This window comes from Sporotomaculum syntrophicum (assembly GCF_009932395.1).
Classification (GTDB): Bacteria; Bacillota; Desulfotomaculia; order Desulfotomaculales; family Desulfallaceae; genus Sporotomaculum; species Sporotomaculum syntrophicum.
The window spans coordinates 1-15914 of sequence record NZ_LSRS01000031.1 but is presented as its reverse complement, the minus strand read 5'-3'; the positions used below and the strand labels follow the sequence as shown (position 1 = coordinate 15914).

Sequence of the window (15914 nt, the reverse complement as noted above, 5' to 3'; positions counted from 1 at the left end):
CGGAAGTAGAACTGTGGGCGGTAGCCGTTAAAGAACGGGGTATGCCTGCCACCTTCTTCTTTGGTCAGCACGTAGACTTCTGCGTTAAATTTGGTATGGGGCTTGATGCTGCCCGGTTTGGCCAGCACCTGGCCGCGTTCGATCTCTTTGCGATCTACACCGCGCAGCAGGCAGCCTACGTTGTCGCCCGCTTCACCGCGGTCCAGGATCTTGCGGAACATTTCTACGCCGGTGACTACGGTCTTGCGAGGTTTATCCATCAAGCCTACGATTTCTACGTCTTCGCCTACTTTTATGGAACCGCGTTCGATACGTCCTGTTGCTACGGTGCCACGACCTGTGATGGTGAATACGTCTTCTACCGGCATTAAGAACGGCTTGTCAATGTCGCGCTCCGGGTTGGGTATATAAGAGTCTACTGCATCCATTAGTTCCCAGATGCTCTTGCACCATTCGCAGTCACGTTTGCCGCAGCCGCATTCCAGTGCTTTTAGGGCTGAACCGTTGATGACGGGGATGTCGTCGCCGGGAAATTCGTACTGGTTTAATAGGTCGCGCACTTCCATGTCCACCAGTTCCAGCAGTTCAGCGTCGTCTACCTGGTCTACTTTGTTCAGGTAAACTACTATGTAGGGCACGCCTACCTGGCGGGAGAGCAGGATGTGTTCACGAGTCTGGGGCATGGGGCCGTCTGCTGCCGATACGACCAGGATTGAGCCGTCCATCTGGGCTGCACCGGTGATCATGTTTTTAACGTAGTCGGCGTGACCGGGGCAGTCGACGTGGGCATAGTGACGGTTCTCGGTCTCGTATTCTACGTGGGAGGTATTAATTGTAATACCTCTCTCTTTTTCTTCCGGGGCGTTGTCAATTTCGTCGTATTTCTTAACTGCAGCTCCGCCTATTGTAGAAAGTACGGTGGTGATGGCTGCAGTCAGTGTGGTCTTGCCGTGGTCTACGTGACCAATGGTGCCAATGTTTACGTGCGGTTTGGTCCGCTCAAATTTCGCCTTTGCCATGGTTGGTTTTATTCCTCCTTGCTTTAATCCTTAAAATCTTTTGGATACGATATTTTCCGCAATATTTTGCGGCACTTCCTCATAATGACTAAACTGCATGGTGTAAGTACCCCGCCCCTGAGTTCTTGAACGCAGCTCAGTGGCATAACCAAACATTTCCGAAAGCGGTACCACACCATGAATAACCTGGTTTATACCCCGGGACTCCATTTCTTCAATGCGTCCCCGGCGGGCATTGATATCGCTAATTACATCGCCCATGTATTCATCCATGACCACAACCTCAACCTTCATGACCGGTTCCAGGAGCACCGCACCGGCATTCTTAGCAGCGTTTTGCAGAGCCATGCTGCCTGCTATTTTAAAGGCCAGCTCAGAAGAGTCAACATCATGATAGGATCCGTCCAGCAAAGTTACCCGCAAGTCCACCAGCGGATAAGATGCTAAAACTCCATTGGACATAGCCGCCGAAATACCGCTTGATACTGCCGGTATATATTCTTTGGGAATAACCCCGCCAACAATTTTGTTAACAATTTCAAGACCGGTGCCCGGCTCGGCCGGTTCAATCTCAATTACCACGTGGCCATATTGACCATGCCCACCGGACTGACGAATGAATTTACCTTCGGCCCTGGCTTTTCTGCGGATCGTCTCTTTATAAGCGACCTGCGGTTTACCTACAGTAGCTTGCACTTTAAACTCGCGCAACAAGCGATCCGTTATAATCTCCAAGTGTAGTTCACCCATTCCCCTAATGATGGTTTGACCTGTTTCTTCATCAATATTCACCTTAAAGGTAGGGTCTTCTTCACCCAATTTTTGCAACGCTACTCCCATTTTATCCTGGTCGGCCTTGGTGTTCGGTTCAATAGCTACGGATATAACAGGTTCGGGAAACTCCATAGACTCCAGAAGTATCGCATGTTCTTCTTCACACAGGGTATCCCCGGTACTGGTATCCCTTAGCCCTACGGCTGCAACGATATCACCGGAATAAACCTCTTTGACCTCTTCCCGGTGATTAGCATGCATCCTTAAAATTCGTCCAACACGCTCCCGTTTACCCTTAGTTGAGTTATAAACATACGATCCGCTAATTATCTGTCCAGAATAGACCCTAAAATAAGTAAGCTTACCTACGTATGGATCCGTTATGATTTTAAAAGCTAGAGCTGAAAAAGGCGCTTCATCATCAGCCATCCGAATGTCTTCTTCCTTTGTATCGGGATGCACACCACTAATAGCGGGAACATCCAACGGGGATGGCAAATAATCTACGATAGCGTCCAACAAGGGCTGAACGCCTTTGTTTTTAAAAGAAGAACCGCATAAGACCGGGATAACCTTAACCGCTAGCGTGGCTTTGCGTAACGCGCTTTTTATTTCATCGCTGGAAAACTTCTCCCCTTCTATATACTTAAGCATCAACTCTTCGTCGAATTCAGCTACTGCTTCTAACAACTTTTCCCGGTATTCGTTAACCAGCTCCCGCATATCTTCAGGAACATCTACTTCCTCTCTATAAGCACCCAAATCGTCATGATATATAATCGCCTTATTTTGAACCAAGTCAACAATACCGATAAAATTTTCCTCAACGCCAATGGGTAATTGTAATGCTACCGGGTTGGTACCTAACCTTTTGCGCATCATAGTCATGACATTAAAAAAATCTGCGCCAACCCGATCCATTTTATTGATGTAAGCAATCCGTGGCACCCTGTATTTATCGGCCTGCCGCCATACCGTTTCAGACTGGGGCTCAACACCACCTACCGAACAAAAAACGGCAACCGCCCCATCCAGTACTCGCAGCGACCTTTCCACCTCAACGGTAAAGTCCACGTGCCCGGGTGTATCTATAATATTTATATAATGATCTTGCCATTGGCACGACGTTGCAGCTGAGGTAATGGTAATACCTCGTTCCTGTTCCTGAACCATCCAATCCATTGTTGCCGCACCATCATGTACTTCACCCAACTTGTGTACTTTCCCTGTGTAAAACAGGATACGCTCGGTGGTGGTGGTCTTTCCGGCGTCGATATGTGCCATAATGCCTATGTTGCGAGTTTTTTTGAGTGAAATTTGCCTCGCCATTAAGACCCCCCCTTTCACTACCACCTGTAATGCGCAAAAGCCTTATTAGCCTCAGCCATTTTATGTGTATCTTCTTTCCGTTTCACGGAGGCCCCAGTGTTATTAGCAGCATCGATTAATTCATCTGCCAAGCGTTCTCTCATGGTTCTTCCGGAACGCTCTCTGGAATACTTGGTTATCCAGCGAATGGCCAATGTTTGTCTACGCTCAGGTCTTACTTCAATAGGCACCTGGTAGTTAGCACCACCCACCCGCCTGGCCTTGACTTCCAGAATTGGCATTACATTTTTCATGGCCTGCTCAAACACTTCATTGGGATCCTTGCCGGTTTTTTCCCGAATAATATCAAAAGCACCGTAGCAGATACTTTCCGCTACGCCTTTTTTCCCATCAAGCATAACTTGATTGATCAACTTAGTAAGCACCTTGCTATTATACACTGGATCTGGCATGATATCACGCTTCGGTGCAGCCCCTCTTCTCGGCATTTGTTTCCCCCCTTACGTCATTAAATATAAAGCTTAAAAAAATTCCATTATTTTTTGGGCCGTTTGGCACCATATTTTGAGCGACCCCGATTACGGCTCTGTACTCCGGCACAGTCCAATGCACCCCTGACAATGTGATACCTCACACCCGGCAGGTCCTTAACCCTACCGCCACGAACCAGCACCACTGAGTGCTCCTGCAGGTTATGTCCAATACCTGGAATATAGGAGGTTACTTCAATACCATTGGTAAGTCTTACCCTGGCTACCTTGCGCAGCGCAGAGTTGGGCTTTTTGGGGGTAGTTGTATATACCCTGGTGCATACACCCCTTTTTTGCGGACATTCTTTAAGTGCCGGTGAATTAGATTTTTTTGTTAAATCCTCCCGGCCTTTCCTGATCAGTTGGTGGATTGTCGGCATATTAATTACACCTCCTTTATAATTTATTAATCTAAGAAAAATGTAAAATTAATCTTCTCTTATAATAGCTGCCGCAGCACACTCAACTTTGATACCGCATACCTTGCCCAGGTTCTTCATAGAATCTACCCGGATATATGGTACTTGTTTTTCCTCACAAATAGCAATAATGGGCTCGGCAACATGTTTATCAGCATTATCTGCCACGTATACCACTTTGGCCAGGTTTTTTTTCAATGCCTTAACGGTTTGCTTACTGCCCACAGACTTTTCCTTAGCCGCCTGTAGCCGTTTATAAGGCATAATCACCCACCCCCAAAAATAACACACTTAAAGATAATATCACTACCGGTTTTCAAAGTCAATAAATTTCGCCAACACCCGGCAAACAGCACCATTTTTTCATGCCTCCGGGGGCAAGCCGGGCATTTTTGTGGTTCCCGGCTGCATTACAATTCTTGTGCTATTTGCATATTTATACTTCGGTTATTAGCTCTGCTGTTTCCAACTGTTCAGCCTCTTTCTCTGACGGATTGATCTCTACATTGCGGTAGCGGCTCATGCCGGTACCTGCAGGAACTAGCTTACCAATAATTACATTTTCTTTAAGTCCCAGCAGCGGATCCATCTTTCCCTTAATCGCTGCCTCGGTAAGCACTCTAGTGGTTTCCTGGAATGAAGCTGCCGATAAGAATGAGTCGGTAGCCAGTGACGCCTTGGTAATTCCCAGCAATACCGGTTTATCCTGAGCGGGCTCACCACCCTCAAGCTCAACCAACCTGTTTTCTTCTTCAAAGTCAAATATATCAATTAAGCCCCCGGGCAACAGTGATGTATCGCCCTGGTCCTCGACCCGCACCTTACGCAGCATCTGTCGGATCATTACTTCAATATGCTTATCGTTAATATCCACACCCTGCAAGCGGTATACTCGCTGTACCTCATGCAGCAAGTATATTTGCACACCTGTAATACCTTTAATTTTTAGCAGATCATGTGGATTAACAGAACCCTCGGTTAGTTCATCACCGGCTTCTACCCTGTCTCCATTATGCACTTTCATGCGGGCACCGTAAGGAATTACGTAATTATTTTTGTTACCGTCATCACTGGTTATATCTACTTCACGTCGGCCTTTGACTTCTCTTAATTCAACCACACCGGCCTCTTCGGTAATAATCGCCTGACCTTTTGGCTTACGGGCCTCAAAAAGTTCTTCAACCCTGGGTAAACCTTGAGTAATATCATCACCAGCTACACCACCGGTGTGGAACGTACGCATGGTTAACTGAGTACCCGGCTCACCAATCGATTGTGCAGCAATAATGCCCACTGCTTCACCAATATCCACCATACGACCAGTGGCCAAATTGCGACCGTAACAATTGATACATACTCCATACCTGCTTTTGCAGGTAAGCACTGAACGAATCTTAACTTTATTAATACCCGCCGTGATAACCTTATCCGCATCATCATGTTCTATCACTTTACCTCCTGGGACCAGAACTTCACCGGTTTCAGGGTGTGTGATATCTTCCAAAGCTACTCGCCCGACAATGCGATCCTCTAATTTTTCAATTACCTCGGTACCATCTTTAATTTCAGAGACATTGATGCCCTCTTCGGTGCCGCAATCAACTTCCCGTACGATAACATCTTGTGCCACATCAACCAGGCGGCGGGTTAAATATCCCGAGTCTGCTGTTCGCAACGCTGTATCGGCGAGACCTTTACGCGCTCCGTGCGTTGAAATAAAATATTCTAAGACCGTTAGTCCTTCACGGAAATTTGCTTTAATGGGCAGGTCAATAATCCGACCTGAAGGATCGGCCATCAAACCACGCATACCAGCCAACTGGCGTATCTGCTGAATGTTACCACGAGCACCTGAATTAGCCATCATATATACCGGGTTAAATCTATCCAGGGAGTCAACCAGGGCATCTGTAACCTTTCTGGTTGCTTCATTCCAAATGCCAATAACTTTACGATAGCGCTCTTCCTCTGTAATCAAACCACGGCGATACTGGACCTCTACTTTACCCACTTGCTTTTCCGCATCATCCAGTATTTCTCTCTTTGCGGAGGGAATAATAATGTCAGCATTACTTATAGTTACTCCCGCCTTGGTGGCATACTTAAAGCCCAAGGTCTTAATGCCGTCTAAAAACTCACCCGTCGCAGAAAAACCAAGCTTGCGGTAAGATTCGTCCACAATCCTGCTCAGTGTCTTTTTATCGGCCACCTGATTGAAATAGCCTATCTCTTTTGGAATAACCGAATTAAAGATCACACGACCAACAGTTGTTTCTTTTAGCTCATCATCAAACCTGATCTTTACTTTGGCGTGGAGGCTTACAACACCGTTTTCATAAGCCATCATGGCTTCTTCTTTGCTGCAAAATCGCTTACCTTCGCCAAGAGCGCCCGGCTTTTCCATCGTTAAATAATAGCTGCCCAGCACCATGTCTTGAGTCGGGATGGCAACAGGATGACCGTCCTTAGGATTTAAAATATTATGCGCTGAAAGCATCAATAACCTGGCCTCGGCCTGTGCTTCCGCAGATAAAGGCAGGTGCACAGCCATCTGGTCGCCATCGAAGTCAGCGTTATAAGCAGTACATACCAGCGGGTGAATTTGAATAGCCCTGCCCTCCACCAGCTTAGGCTCAAAAGCCTGAATGCCCAAACGATGCAATGTTGGTGCACGGTTCAACATCACCGGGTGATCTTTAATAACCTCTTCCAGGACATCCCACACCTCCGGTCGCACGCGTTCAACCATACGTTTGGCACTTTTTATATTATGAGCGTGCCCGTCATTGACCAGCTTTTTCATTACAAACGGCTTAAATAACTCCAACGCCATTTCTTTAGGCAAACCACACTGGTGCAGCTGTAACTTTGGCCCTACCACAATAACAGAACGTCCGGAATAATCCACCCGTTTGCCCAGCAAATTCTGGCGAAACCGGCCTTGCTTACCCTTAAGCATATCGCTTAGCGACTTTAACGGTCGGTTCCCCGGGCCAGTCACCGGGCGACCCCGGCGGCCATTGTCGATCAGCGCATCTACAGCTTCCTGCAGCATGCGCTTTTCATTGCGCACAATAATGTCCGGAGCGCCAAGGTCCAGCAGCCTCTTCAGGCGATTGTTGCGATTGATTACGCGTCGGTAAAGATCATTCAAATCCGAAGTAGCAAACCGTCCACCGTCCAGCTGTACCATGGGACGCAGTTCAGGTGGAATTACCGGCACTACGTCTAAAATCATCCATTCCGGACGATTACCGCTCTTACGAAAGGCTTCCACTACTTCCAGCCGGCGAACAGCACGAATTTTGCGCTGTCCGGAAACCTCACGCAACTCTTGCCGCAACTCCTTGTTCATTTCTTCAAGGTCAATTTCCTGCAATAGTTGTTTAATCGCCTCAGCACCCATCAGGGCATTAAAATTATTACCATACTTCTCTCGATGCTCCCTGTATTCGGTTTCAGTGAGCAGCTGTTTTTTAAGCAACGGCGTTTCCAAAGGATCGATTACAACATAAGATACAAAATAAAGAACTTTTTCTAAGGCTCGGGGTGACATATCCAGTAAAAGTCCCATGCGACTGGGTATACCCTTAAAATACCAGATATGAGAAACTGGAGCGGCCAGTTCAATATGGCCCATCCTCTCCCGGCGCACCTTTGAACGCGTTACCTCAACACCGCAGCGATCGCAAATTACGCCCTTATAACGAACACGTTTATATTTACCACAATGACATTCCCAATCACGGGTAGGGCCAAAAATACGTTCGCAAAACAACCCGTCCCGCTCAGGTTTTAGTGTACGATAATTGATGGTCTCGGGCTTTTTGACCTCACCGCTAGACCAGTTCCGGATTTGTTCCGGAGAAGCCAAGCCTATGCGAATTCGATCGAAGTTATTTAAGTCCAGCAAGGACCTCTCTCCCTTCGGATTTTCTATCTGCTTTAGTAATTCTCCTCATTAGGGTCGAAATCGTCAGTTAATTCCCCATCAAGATCAGTTACTTCATCTAGATCATCCAATTCAACCTCTTTATCGATAAGAGCATCCTCATTTAACTCATCAATATCATCGCCTGATTCTTCGTCTTCTTCTACTTCAGGTTCGTCATAATCATCATCCCGACGCCGTCCCCGATCCTCATGCAATTCGAGGCCCAAATCCTTAGCTGTTTCGGCAATATCATCTTCAGTTTCTTTAATTTCAATTTCCCTGTCATCCTCTGAAAGCACCTTCACATCCAAGGATAAACTTTGCAATTCCTTGATGAGCACCTTAAATGATTCTGGTACGCCTGGTTCTGGAACATTTTCACCTTTGACAATAGCTTCATAGGTTTTTACCCGACCGACTACGTCGTCTGATTTAACAGTAAGTATTTCTTGCAAAGTATAAGCTGCCCCATAAGCCTCCAGGGCCCATACTTCCATTTCACCAAAACGCTGGCCGCCAAATTGTGCCTTACCACCCAAGGGCTGCTGAGTAACCAGTGAATATGGGCCAGTAGAACGAGCATGGATTTTATCATCTACCAAGTGGTGCAATTTAAGCATATAAACATATCCAACGGTAACCGGATTATCGAATGGTTCACCGGTACGACCGTCGTACAGGGTAATTTTCCCACTAGCCGGCAACCCCGCCCTTTCCAAACTGTCCACAATGTCGGCTTCTAACGCACCGTTAAATACCGGTGTTGCAACATGGATGCCTAATTCACGGGCCGCCCATCCCAGATGTGTTTCCAACACCTGACCGATATTCATACGAGATGGTACTCCCAGGGGGTTAAGAACGATTTCTATTGGCGTGCCGTCCGGTAAAAAGGGCATATCTTCTTCAGGTAAAATACGGGCCACAACACCCTTGTTGCCATGTCGTCCGGCCATTTTATCGCCCTCGGATATTTTGCGTTTCTGCGCGATATAAACCCGTACCAGCTGATTAACCCCAGGCGGCAGCTCATCGCCGTTATCTCGGGTAAACACCTTAACATCCACTATTTTGCCGGCCTCACCGTGAGGTACACGCAATGAGGTATCCCGCACTTCGCGGGCCTTTTCTCCAAAGATGGCCCGCAGTAAACGTTCTTCTGCTGTAAGCTCGGTTTCCCCTTTAGGTGTAACCTTACCTACCAGTACATCTCCTGGCCGCACTTCAGCACCCACACGAATAATGCCACGTTCATCCAGGTCCTTTAATATCTCTTCGCCTACATTGGGGATATCGCGAGTAATTTCCTCAGGACCCAGCTTGGTGTCCCGAGCATCGCATTCATATTCCTCAATATGTATTGAGGTAAAGTAATCCTCCTTAACCGTCTTTTCACTGAGCAGTATTGCGTCCTCATAGTTATAACCTTCCCAGGGCATAAAGGCCACCAGTATATTATGGCCTAAGGCTAGTTCGCCATTATCAGTAGACGGCCCGTCGGCAATTACCTGACCGGCCACAACCCTTTCACCCTTACTAACGATGGGACGCATGTTAATACAGGTGCCCTGGTTAGATCTGGTGTACTTTAATAATTTATATTTATCCAATCGGTCATCGTCAGTGCGGATAACTATTTCAGTAGCCACGACTTTTTCCACTACACCACTATTTTCCGCCAGTTTAACCACACCGGAATCCCTGGCCGCTGTGTACTCTATACCAGTGCCCACCAGGGGGGCGTCAGTCCTAAGCAAAGGTACAGCTTGCCTCTGCATGTTGGCACCCATCAGTGCACGGTTAGCATCATCATGTTCCAAAAATGGTATTAAAGCGGTGGCCACACTAACCAGCTGCTTGGGTGAAACATCCATGTAATCTACTTTTTCAGAAGGTACCACCAATATTTCACTGCCGTGACGGGCGTTGACCCGTTCCTGAGTAAAATAAGAATCCTCGTTCAGCGGCGCATTTGCCTGGGCAACAATTACATCTTCTTCCTCATCTGCGGTAAGGTAGACTATTTCCTCCGTTACACGCCGATTTTCCTTATCCACCTTCCGATATGGTGTTTCAATAAAACCAAAATTGTTAATGCGCGCATAGCAGGACAGCGAACCAATTAAACCAATATTTGGTCCTTCAGGGGTTTCAATGGGACACATCCGGCCATAGTGGGAGTGGTGTACGTCACGAACCTCGAAACCAGCCCGCTCCCGGCTGAGGCCCCCAGGTCCCAAAGCAGATAAACGGCGTTTGTGGGTTAACTCTGCCAGCGGATTGGTCTGGTCCATAAACTGACTTAGCTGGCTCGAACCAAAAAATTCCTTTATTGCCGCGACTACGGGGCGAATGTTTATCAAGACCTGCGGAGTAATGACATCCACATCCTGAATGGTCATACGTTCTCGCACCACGCGCTCCATCCTGGACAGGCCGATGCGAAACTGATTTTGCAGCAGTTCCCCCACCGAACGCAAACGCCGGTTGCCCAAGTGGTCGATATCGTCAACCTGACCCTCGCCCTCCATAAGGCGCAACAGATAATTTACAGTTTCGATAATATCCTGAGGAGTTAACTCACGAATAAATTCCCTGTTTTTGGGCACATCTGTTTTTAAATAAGGATCGAATTCGGTTTCCTGGTTTTCGCCTTCGGGGTAACGGTACAACACCCCATGTTTTAGTTTTTTCTGCAGCTTATAGCGACCTACTACAGCCAGGTCATAGCGTTTGGGATCGAAAAAAAGCGTATCTAACAACGACCTTGCACTATCCACCGTCGGTGGTTCACCGGGACGTAGTCGCTTATAAATCTCGACCAGCGCGTCTTCCGTGGAGTCAGTATTATCGCGAGCCAGGGTTTCCTGGATATGTATGTTTTCATTAAATAAATCAGAGATCATGATATTGGATCCATAGCCCAACGCTCTAATCAATACTGTCGCAGGAATTTTTCTGGTGCGATCAATACGCACGAATAGCTGATCATTCACATCTGTTTCAAATTCAAGCCAAGCACCACGATTGGGTATGATTGTTGCTCCATAAAGCTTTTTACCGCTGGGGTCGTGTGTTTCCGCAAAATAAACACCGGGTGAGCGCACCAACTGGCTAACAATAACACGTTCAGCCCCGTTGATAATAAAGGTGCCCTTATCGGTCATGAGCGGAAAATCACCCATAAAGACTTCTTGTTCTTTAACCTCACCGGTTTCCTTGTTAATAAGGCGTACCTTTACCCTAAGCGGAGCTGCGTAGGTAACATCTCGTTCCTTACATTGTTCGACCCCATACTTTGGTTTTCCCAGGCTGTAATCAAGAAACTCCAGTACCAAATTACCGGTAAAGTCCTGGATGGGGGAAATATCGTGAAATACCTCCCTTAAACCTGTGCCAAGAAACCACATGTACGAATTGCGCTGCACTTCAATGAGATTAGGTAGCTTCAAAACTTCCTGGAACTTCCCAAAATTCCACCTGGTTCTAGTACCCAGTTGTTCAGGATACATCTACAGCACCACACCCCCAAAATAAGGCATTAATATTAATACAAACGACGAAAAGCAAGGTCTTGTCCTTTTCACAATCCCTCGCTTACTAATAAAATAAAAATACCTATCTAATGTATTATTTCCAACATTTTTATAGCCAATACGTTAACCAAGCATGCATAAAAAATATAATGCTTAGTCACGGATTCAAATCGGAAAAACCTGCTATATTTACCAATGTTCTTTATAATGGACATTCTTGAATTATAACATGATAATTTATAAGTGTCAATAAAAAGCCGCTCCTGTTGGGGAGCGGCTTTAACCTACTCAAGAAAACTACTTGATTTCTACAGAAGCGCCAGCTTCAACAAGCTTGGCCTTCAGAGCTTCAGCGTCTTCCTTGCTAATTTTTTCTTTAACTGGTTTAGGAGCGCCATCCACTAGTTCCTTCGACTCCTTCAAACCAAGGCCAGTGACTTCACGCACCACTTTAATTACGTTAACTTTCTTATCGCCAGCAGCAGTTAAAATCACATCAAATTCAGTTTGCGCTTCTTCCTCGACAGGGGCGGCACCAGCTGCGGGAACAGCGACAGCGGCAACGGGTGCAGCAGCACTTACGCCGAATTCTTCTTCAAATGCTTTGACCAGTTCGGCCAGCTCCAACACGGTTAAGCCTTTTACAGCTTCTAGTATTTCTGCAACTTTAGACATATGATATTAACCTCCCCAAAATATTAAATTTCTTATAGATAATTGGTAATAATTCTCATCATTTAACTTACTGCTTCGCCGGCCTTTTTCTCGCGCACGGCGTCAAGTACATACACAAGATTCCTCAGTAAGCCCTGCAACGCTCCGGCAAAACCATACATAGGAGCTTGCATACCACCCAACACTTGTGCCAGCAAAACTTCTCGCGAAGGAAGATTAGCCAGGGCTTTAACCTGCTCTGCACTAATTAACTGTCCTTCCAATATAGCTGCTTTTACTTCAAGCTTTTTGAACTCCTTAATAAAATCATATAAAACTTTAGCCGGAGCTACTGGATCATTTAATCCAAAAGCCAGTGCAGTAGGGCCTTCCAGATAAGGATCTGCACCCTCAAAGTTTAATTCCTTGGCCGCTTTTTTTATGATCGTATTTTTGGCTACTTTAAACTCACTTCCGGACTCATGCATGCGCCGGCGCAGCTTAGTTATAGCGTCTACGTTAATACCCTTATAATCAGCCATAATAACAATCTGCGAAGAGCCCATCTTTTCCCTGAGCATTTGCAGCATTTCTTCTTTTTCCTGTTTGGTAATTGGCAATATGTACACCTCCTTTTCCAGCAACTAAAAAACCTCCGGCGCAAACGCACATGCCAGAGGCCCGTTTAAGCAATACTTAAAAGGTTTAACCCTCCCGGCCTCGGCTGGCGGCGTATAACCATTAAGCCCGTAACGGGCACCTGCTGTCTGCAGCTAGGTACAACTATTTTTTTAATTTAATTTATGCAGTAACTTTCTGGGCACTAACCTTAACGCCGGGCCCCATGGTAGTAGTAACCGTAATGCCTTTAATGTATTGGCCTTTAGCTGCTGATGGTTTTACCCGAATAAGCTGCTCAACCAATGCTTTTAAGTTTTCGATTAATTTCTCGGACTCAAAAGAAGCTTTACCGATAGGGGCATGAATATTCCCTGCCTTATCTACCCGGTATTCAATTTTACCAGCCTTCACTTCTTGTACCGCCTGGGTAACGTCAAAGGTAACAGTACCTGTTTTCGGGTTGGGCATTAATCCACGAGGGCCAAGAACACGCCCTAGTTTACCAACCGTACCCATCATATCCGGCGTGGCAATAGCAACTTCAAAACCAAGCCAACCTTCTTTTTGGATCTTTTCAACCATATCTTCCGCACCAACGAAATCTGCCCCGGCAGCTTCTGCCTCTTTGGCTTTATCACCTTTAGCAAATACTAGCACAGTACGAGTTTTTCCAGTACCGTGAGGCAAAACCATGGCACCACGAACCTGCTGGTCGGCATGTCTCGGATCCACGTTTAGTTTGATCGCCACTTCCACCGTTTCATCAAATTTGGCTTTAGCCATATTTTTTAACAGCTCAATGGCTTCTAATGGCTCATATACTTTAGTGCGGTCTATCTGTTTGGCTGCTTCTTGATATCTTTTCCCTCTTTTTGGCATATAGCATTACCTCCCAGTGGTAGTAACGGAGTATTCCTCCCACTTTTCTATCCGGCGATTTCTATACCCATGCTGCGGGCTGTACCTTCAATCATGCGCACAGCAGCATCAACATTGGTAGCATTTAAGTCCTGCATCTTTAATTCAGCAATTTCCCGTACCTGGGCACTGGTTACCTTACCAACTTTCTTTTTATTAGGTTCACCCGATGCAGTCTCCAGACCGGCTGCCTTTTTCAATAGTACCGCTGCCGGCGGTGTTTTAGTGACAAAAGTAAAACTCCTGTCCTCATAAACAGTTATTTCCACAGGCACAATCATTCCAGCCTGCTTCGCAGTACGTTCATTATAATCTTTAACAAATTGCATAATGTTAACCCCATGCTGACCAAGTGCTGGTCCGACCGGGGGAGCAGGAGTAGCTTTCCCTGCCATAACTTGCAATTTTATTACAGCTGCAACCCGTTTAGCCATCTGTTACACCTCCTAACACAATTAATTTATTTTCTCGACCTGATTATAATCAAGCTCTACCGGAGTTTCTCGACCAAACATCGATATCAATACCCTTAGCTTGCTTTTCTCCAGGAGTATCTCTTCAATAGTACCGCCAAAATTCTCAAATGGTCCGGAGATGACTCGAACGTGTTCACCGGCATTAAAATCAACCTTCGTACGTGGTTCTTCCATGCCCATGGTTCTAATTATTTGCCGGGCTTCATCCTCATCCAGCGGAATAGGTTTAGCTCCGCTACCGACAAAACCAGTAACTCCGGGAGTATTACGCACCACGTACCATGAATCATCGGTCATTATCATTTCCACGAGCACATAGCCGGGAAAAATTTTCCGCTTGGTAACCTTTTTTCTGCCATCTTTAAGTTCAATCTCATCTTCCATGGGAACCAAAATACGGAATATCTTGTCTTCCATATTCATGGACTCAATGCGCTTTTCCAGGTTCGCCTTAACCTTATTTTCGTAACCTGAATAGGTATGTATGACAAACCAGCGCTTACTCATAAATATAAGGGACCCGGCGTGATCGCAGGCCCCTCACCCCCTTGATTATTTTATCAGCATACCCATGGCCGATCCGAGAATTATATCAAATACCCAAATGAGTACAGCTACAAACACAACCGAAACTAAAACCACTGCGGTGTAAATCATGGTTTCTTTGCGGGTTGGCCAGTGTACTCTCTTAAGTTCGTTCATTACTCCACGGAAAAAAGATTTTGTATGTTCAATCCTGTTCGGCTTATTGGCAGCAGCACTTTTTCTGGCCACTTCTTTACGGCTATCTTTTATAGCCAGCTCTTTCCCTGCGCCTGTGCCCTTATCTTTTTTCATTGACCCGTCCTGATTTTTGGCTACGGCCACTCATGCCACATCCTTAAATATACTTATCTGGTTTCTTTATGCATGGTATGGGTATGACAAAACTTGCAGTACTTCTTCATTTCAATACGGTTAGGGTCGTTTTTCTTATTCTTAGTTGTTGTGTAATTTCTTTGCTTACACTCTGTGCAGGCCAACGTTACTCCTACCCTCACCGGACCCACCTCCTAAACTAAAAAAGGCATTTTGCCTTTTTTATAAAAATTACCTTACAAACTTTATCACAATTCATATAAGCTGTCAAGATAAGGGTGGAAATTGGAGGAATCAATCTCCACCCTAAAACATATGCATTACTCGTTAATACCGGTAACCACACCAGCACCCACCGTGCGACCACCTTCACGAATGGCGAAGCGCAATCCTTCTTCTATAGCAATGGGAGTGATCAGCTCGATATTCATTCTAATGTTATCGCCCGGCATAACCATTTCCACACCCTCCGGCAGCTGGGCTACGCCGGTAACGTCTGTAGTGCGGAAGTAGAACTGTGGGCGGTAGCCGTTAAAGAACGGGGTATGCCTGCCACCTTCTTCTTTGGTCAGCACGTAGACTTCTGCGTTAAATTTGGTATGGGGCTTGATGCTGCCCGGTTTGGCCAGCACCTGGCCGCGTTCGATCTCTTTGCGATCTACACCGCGCAGCAGGCAGCCTACGTTGTCGCCCGCTTCACCGCGGTCCAGGATCTTGCGGAACATTTCTACGCCGGTGACTACGGTCTTGCGAGGTTTATCCATCAAGCCTACGATTTCTACGTCTTCGCCTACTTTTATGGAACCGCGTTCGATACGTCCTGTTGCTACGGTGCCACGACCTGTG

15 protein-coding genes and 1 other annotated feature are annotated in these 15914 nt (G+C 46.4%); all 15 genes read right to left on the bottom strand.

From position 1 onward, the window contains the following. On the bottom strand, nt 1-1019 hold a 1019-nt coding region (tuf, locus tag SPSYN_RS15600), incomplete at its 3' end, for an elongation factor Tu (RefSeq protein ID WP_161823404.1). A gap of 30 nt (nt 1020-1049) precedes the next feature. After that, entirely contained in the window at nt 1050-3122 is a 2073-nt protein-coding gene (fusA, locus tag SPSYN_RS15595; protein WP_161823401.1) for an elongation factor G, read from the bottom strand. Nucleotides 3123-3139: 17 nt separating this feature from the next. Then, nucleotides 3140-3610, bottom strand: a complete 471-nt coding sequence (gene rpsG, locus SPSYN_RS15590) for a 30S ribosomal protein S7 (RefSeq protein WP_161823400.1) — start codon at nt 3608-3610, stop codon at nt 3140-3142. Between the two features lie 47 nt (nt 3611-3657). Further along, on the bottom strand, nt 3658-4032 hold the full coding sequence (rpsL, locus tag SPSYN_RS15585; RefSeq protein ID WP_161823399.1) for a 30S ribosomal protein S12: 375 nt from the start codon (nt 4030-4032) through the stop codon (nt 3658-3660). Between the two features lie 48 nt (nt 4033-4080). Continuing rightward, a complete protein-coding gene (locus tag SPSYN_RS15580; protein ID WP_161823398.1) occupies nt 4081-4335 on the bottom strand; it encodes a ribosomal L7Ae/L30e/S12e/Gadd45 family protein in 255 nt (84 codons plus the stop codon). Between the two features lie 172 nt (nt 4336-4507). Beyond that, nucleotides 4508-7984: a DNA-directed RNA polymerase subunit beta' gene (rpoC, locus tag SPSYN_RS15575; RefSeq protein ID WP_161823397.1), complete on the bottom strand. Its 3477-nt coding sequence runs from the start codon at nt 7982-7984 to the stop codon at nt 4508-4510. Between the two features lie 32 nt (nt 7985-8016). Next, the gene (rpoB, locus tag SPSYN_RS15570; RefSeq protein ID WP_161823396.1) at nt 8017-11517 is read right to left on the bottom strand and encodes a DNA-directed RNA polymerase subunit beta; all 3501 of its coding nucleotides are present in this window, start codon (nt 11515-11517) and stop codon (nt 8017-8019) included. Between the two features lie 321 nt (nt 11518-11838). Beyond that, nucleotides 11839-12216 (bottom strand): 50S ribosomal protein L7/L12, encoded by a 378-nt coding sequence (rplL, locus tag SPSYN_RS15565; RefSeq protein ID WP_161823395.1) that lies wholly within the window; start codon nt 12214-12216, stop codon nt 11839-11841. 62 nt (nt 12217-12278) lie between these two features. Continuing rightward, a complete protein-coding gene (rplJ, locus tag SPSYN_RS15560; protein WP_161823394.1) occupies nt 12279-12815 on the bottom strand; it encodes a 50S ribosomal protein L10 in 537 nt (178 codons plus the stop codon). A 16-nt stretch (nt 12816-12831) separates the two neighbouring features. Then, nucleotides 12832-12986, bottom strand: a sequence feature (ribosomal protein L10 leader region). 10 nt (nt 12987-12996) lie between these two features. Continuing rightward, complete coding sequence (gene rplA, locus SPSYN_RS15555; protein ID WP_161823393.1) at nt 12997-13695, bottom strand: 50S ribosomal protein L1; 699 nt, start codon at nt 13693-13695, stop codon at nt 12997-12999. Between the two features lie 47 nt (nt 13696-13742). Continuing rightward, on the bottom strand, nt 13743-14168 hold the full coding sequence (rplK, locus tag SPSYN_RS15550; RefSeq protein ID WP_161823392.1) for a 50S ribosomal protein L11: 426 nt from the start codon (nt 14166-14168) through the stop codon (nt 13743-13745). 21 nt (nt 14169-14189) lie between these two features. After that, on the bottom strand, nt 14190-14717 hold the full coding sequence (gene nusG / locus SPSYN_RS15545) for a transcription termination/antitermination protein NusG (protein WP_161823391.1): 528 nt from the start codon (nt 14715-14717) through the stop codon (nt 14190-14192). Between the two features lie 45 nt (nt 14718-14762). Continuing rightward, a complete protein-coding gene (gene secE, locus SPSYN_RS15540) occupies nt 14763-15077 on the bottom strand; it encodes a preprotein translocase subunit SecE (protein ID WP_243153089.1) in 315 nt (104 codons plus the stop codon). A gap of 23 nt (nt 15078-15100) precedes the next feature. Beyond that, on the bottom strand, nt 15101-15250 hold the full coding sequence (gene rpmG, locus SPSYN_RS15535) for a 50S ribosomal protein L33 (RefSeq protein WP_161823390.1): 150 nt from the start codon (nt 15248-15250) through the stop codon (nt 15101-15103). A gap of 138 nt (nt 15251-15388) precedes the next feature. Further along, nucleotides 15389-15914, bottom strand: a 526-nt coding sequence (locus SPSYN_RS15530; protein WP_243153088.1) for an EF-Tu C-terminal domain-related protein, incomplete at its 5' end; no start/stop codon positions are given.

Bases quoted from the DNA above. Each gene is read 5' to 3' on its own strand.
- fusA (WP_161823401.1), bottom strand. From the start codon at position 3,122: ATGGCGAGGCAAATTTCACTCAAAAAAACTCGCAACATAGGCATTATG.
- rpsG (WP_161823400.1), bottom strand. From the start codon at position 3,610: ATGCCGAGAAGAGGGGCTGCACCGAAGCGTGATATCATGCCAGATCCA.
- rpsL (WP_161823399.1), bottom strand. From the start codon at position 4,032: ATGCCGACAATCCACCAACTGATCAGGAAAGGCCGGGAGGATTTAACA.
- SPSYN_RS15580 (WP_161823398.1), bottom strand. From the start codon at position 4,335: ATGCCTTATAAACGGCTACAGGCGGCTAAGGAAAAGTCTGTGGGCAGT.
- rpoB (WP_161823396.1), bottom strand. From the start codon at position 11,517: ATGTATCCTGAACAACTGGGTACTAGAACCAGGTGGAATTTTGGGAAG.
- rplL (WP_161823395.1), bottom strand. From the start codon at position 12,216: ATGTCTAAAGTTGCAGAAATACTAGAAGCTGTAAAAGGCTTAACCGTG.
- rplA (WP_161823393.1), bottom strand. From the start codon at position 13,695: ATGCCAAAAAGAGGGAAAAGATATCAAGAAGCAGCCAAACAGATAGAC.
- rplK (WP_161823392.1), bottom strand. From the start codon at position 14,168: ATGGCTAAACGGGTTGCAGCTGTAATAAAATTGCAAGTTATGGCAGGG.
- nusG (WP_161823391.1), bottom strand. From the start codon at position 14,717: ATGAGTAAGCGCTGGTTTGTCATACATACCTATTCAGGTTACGAAAAT.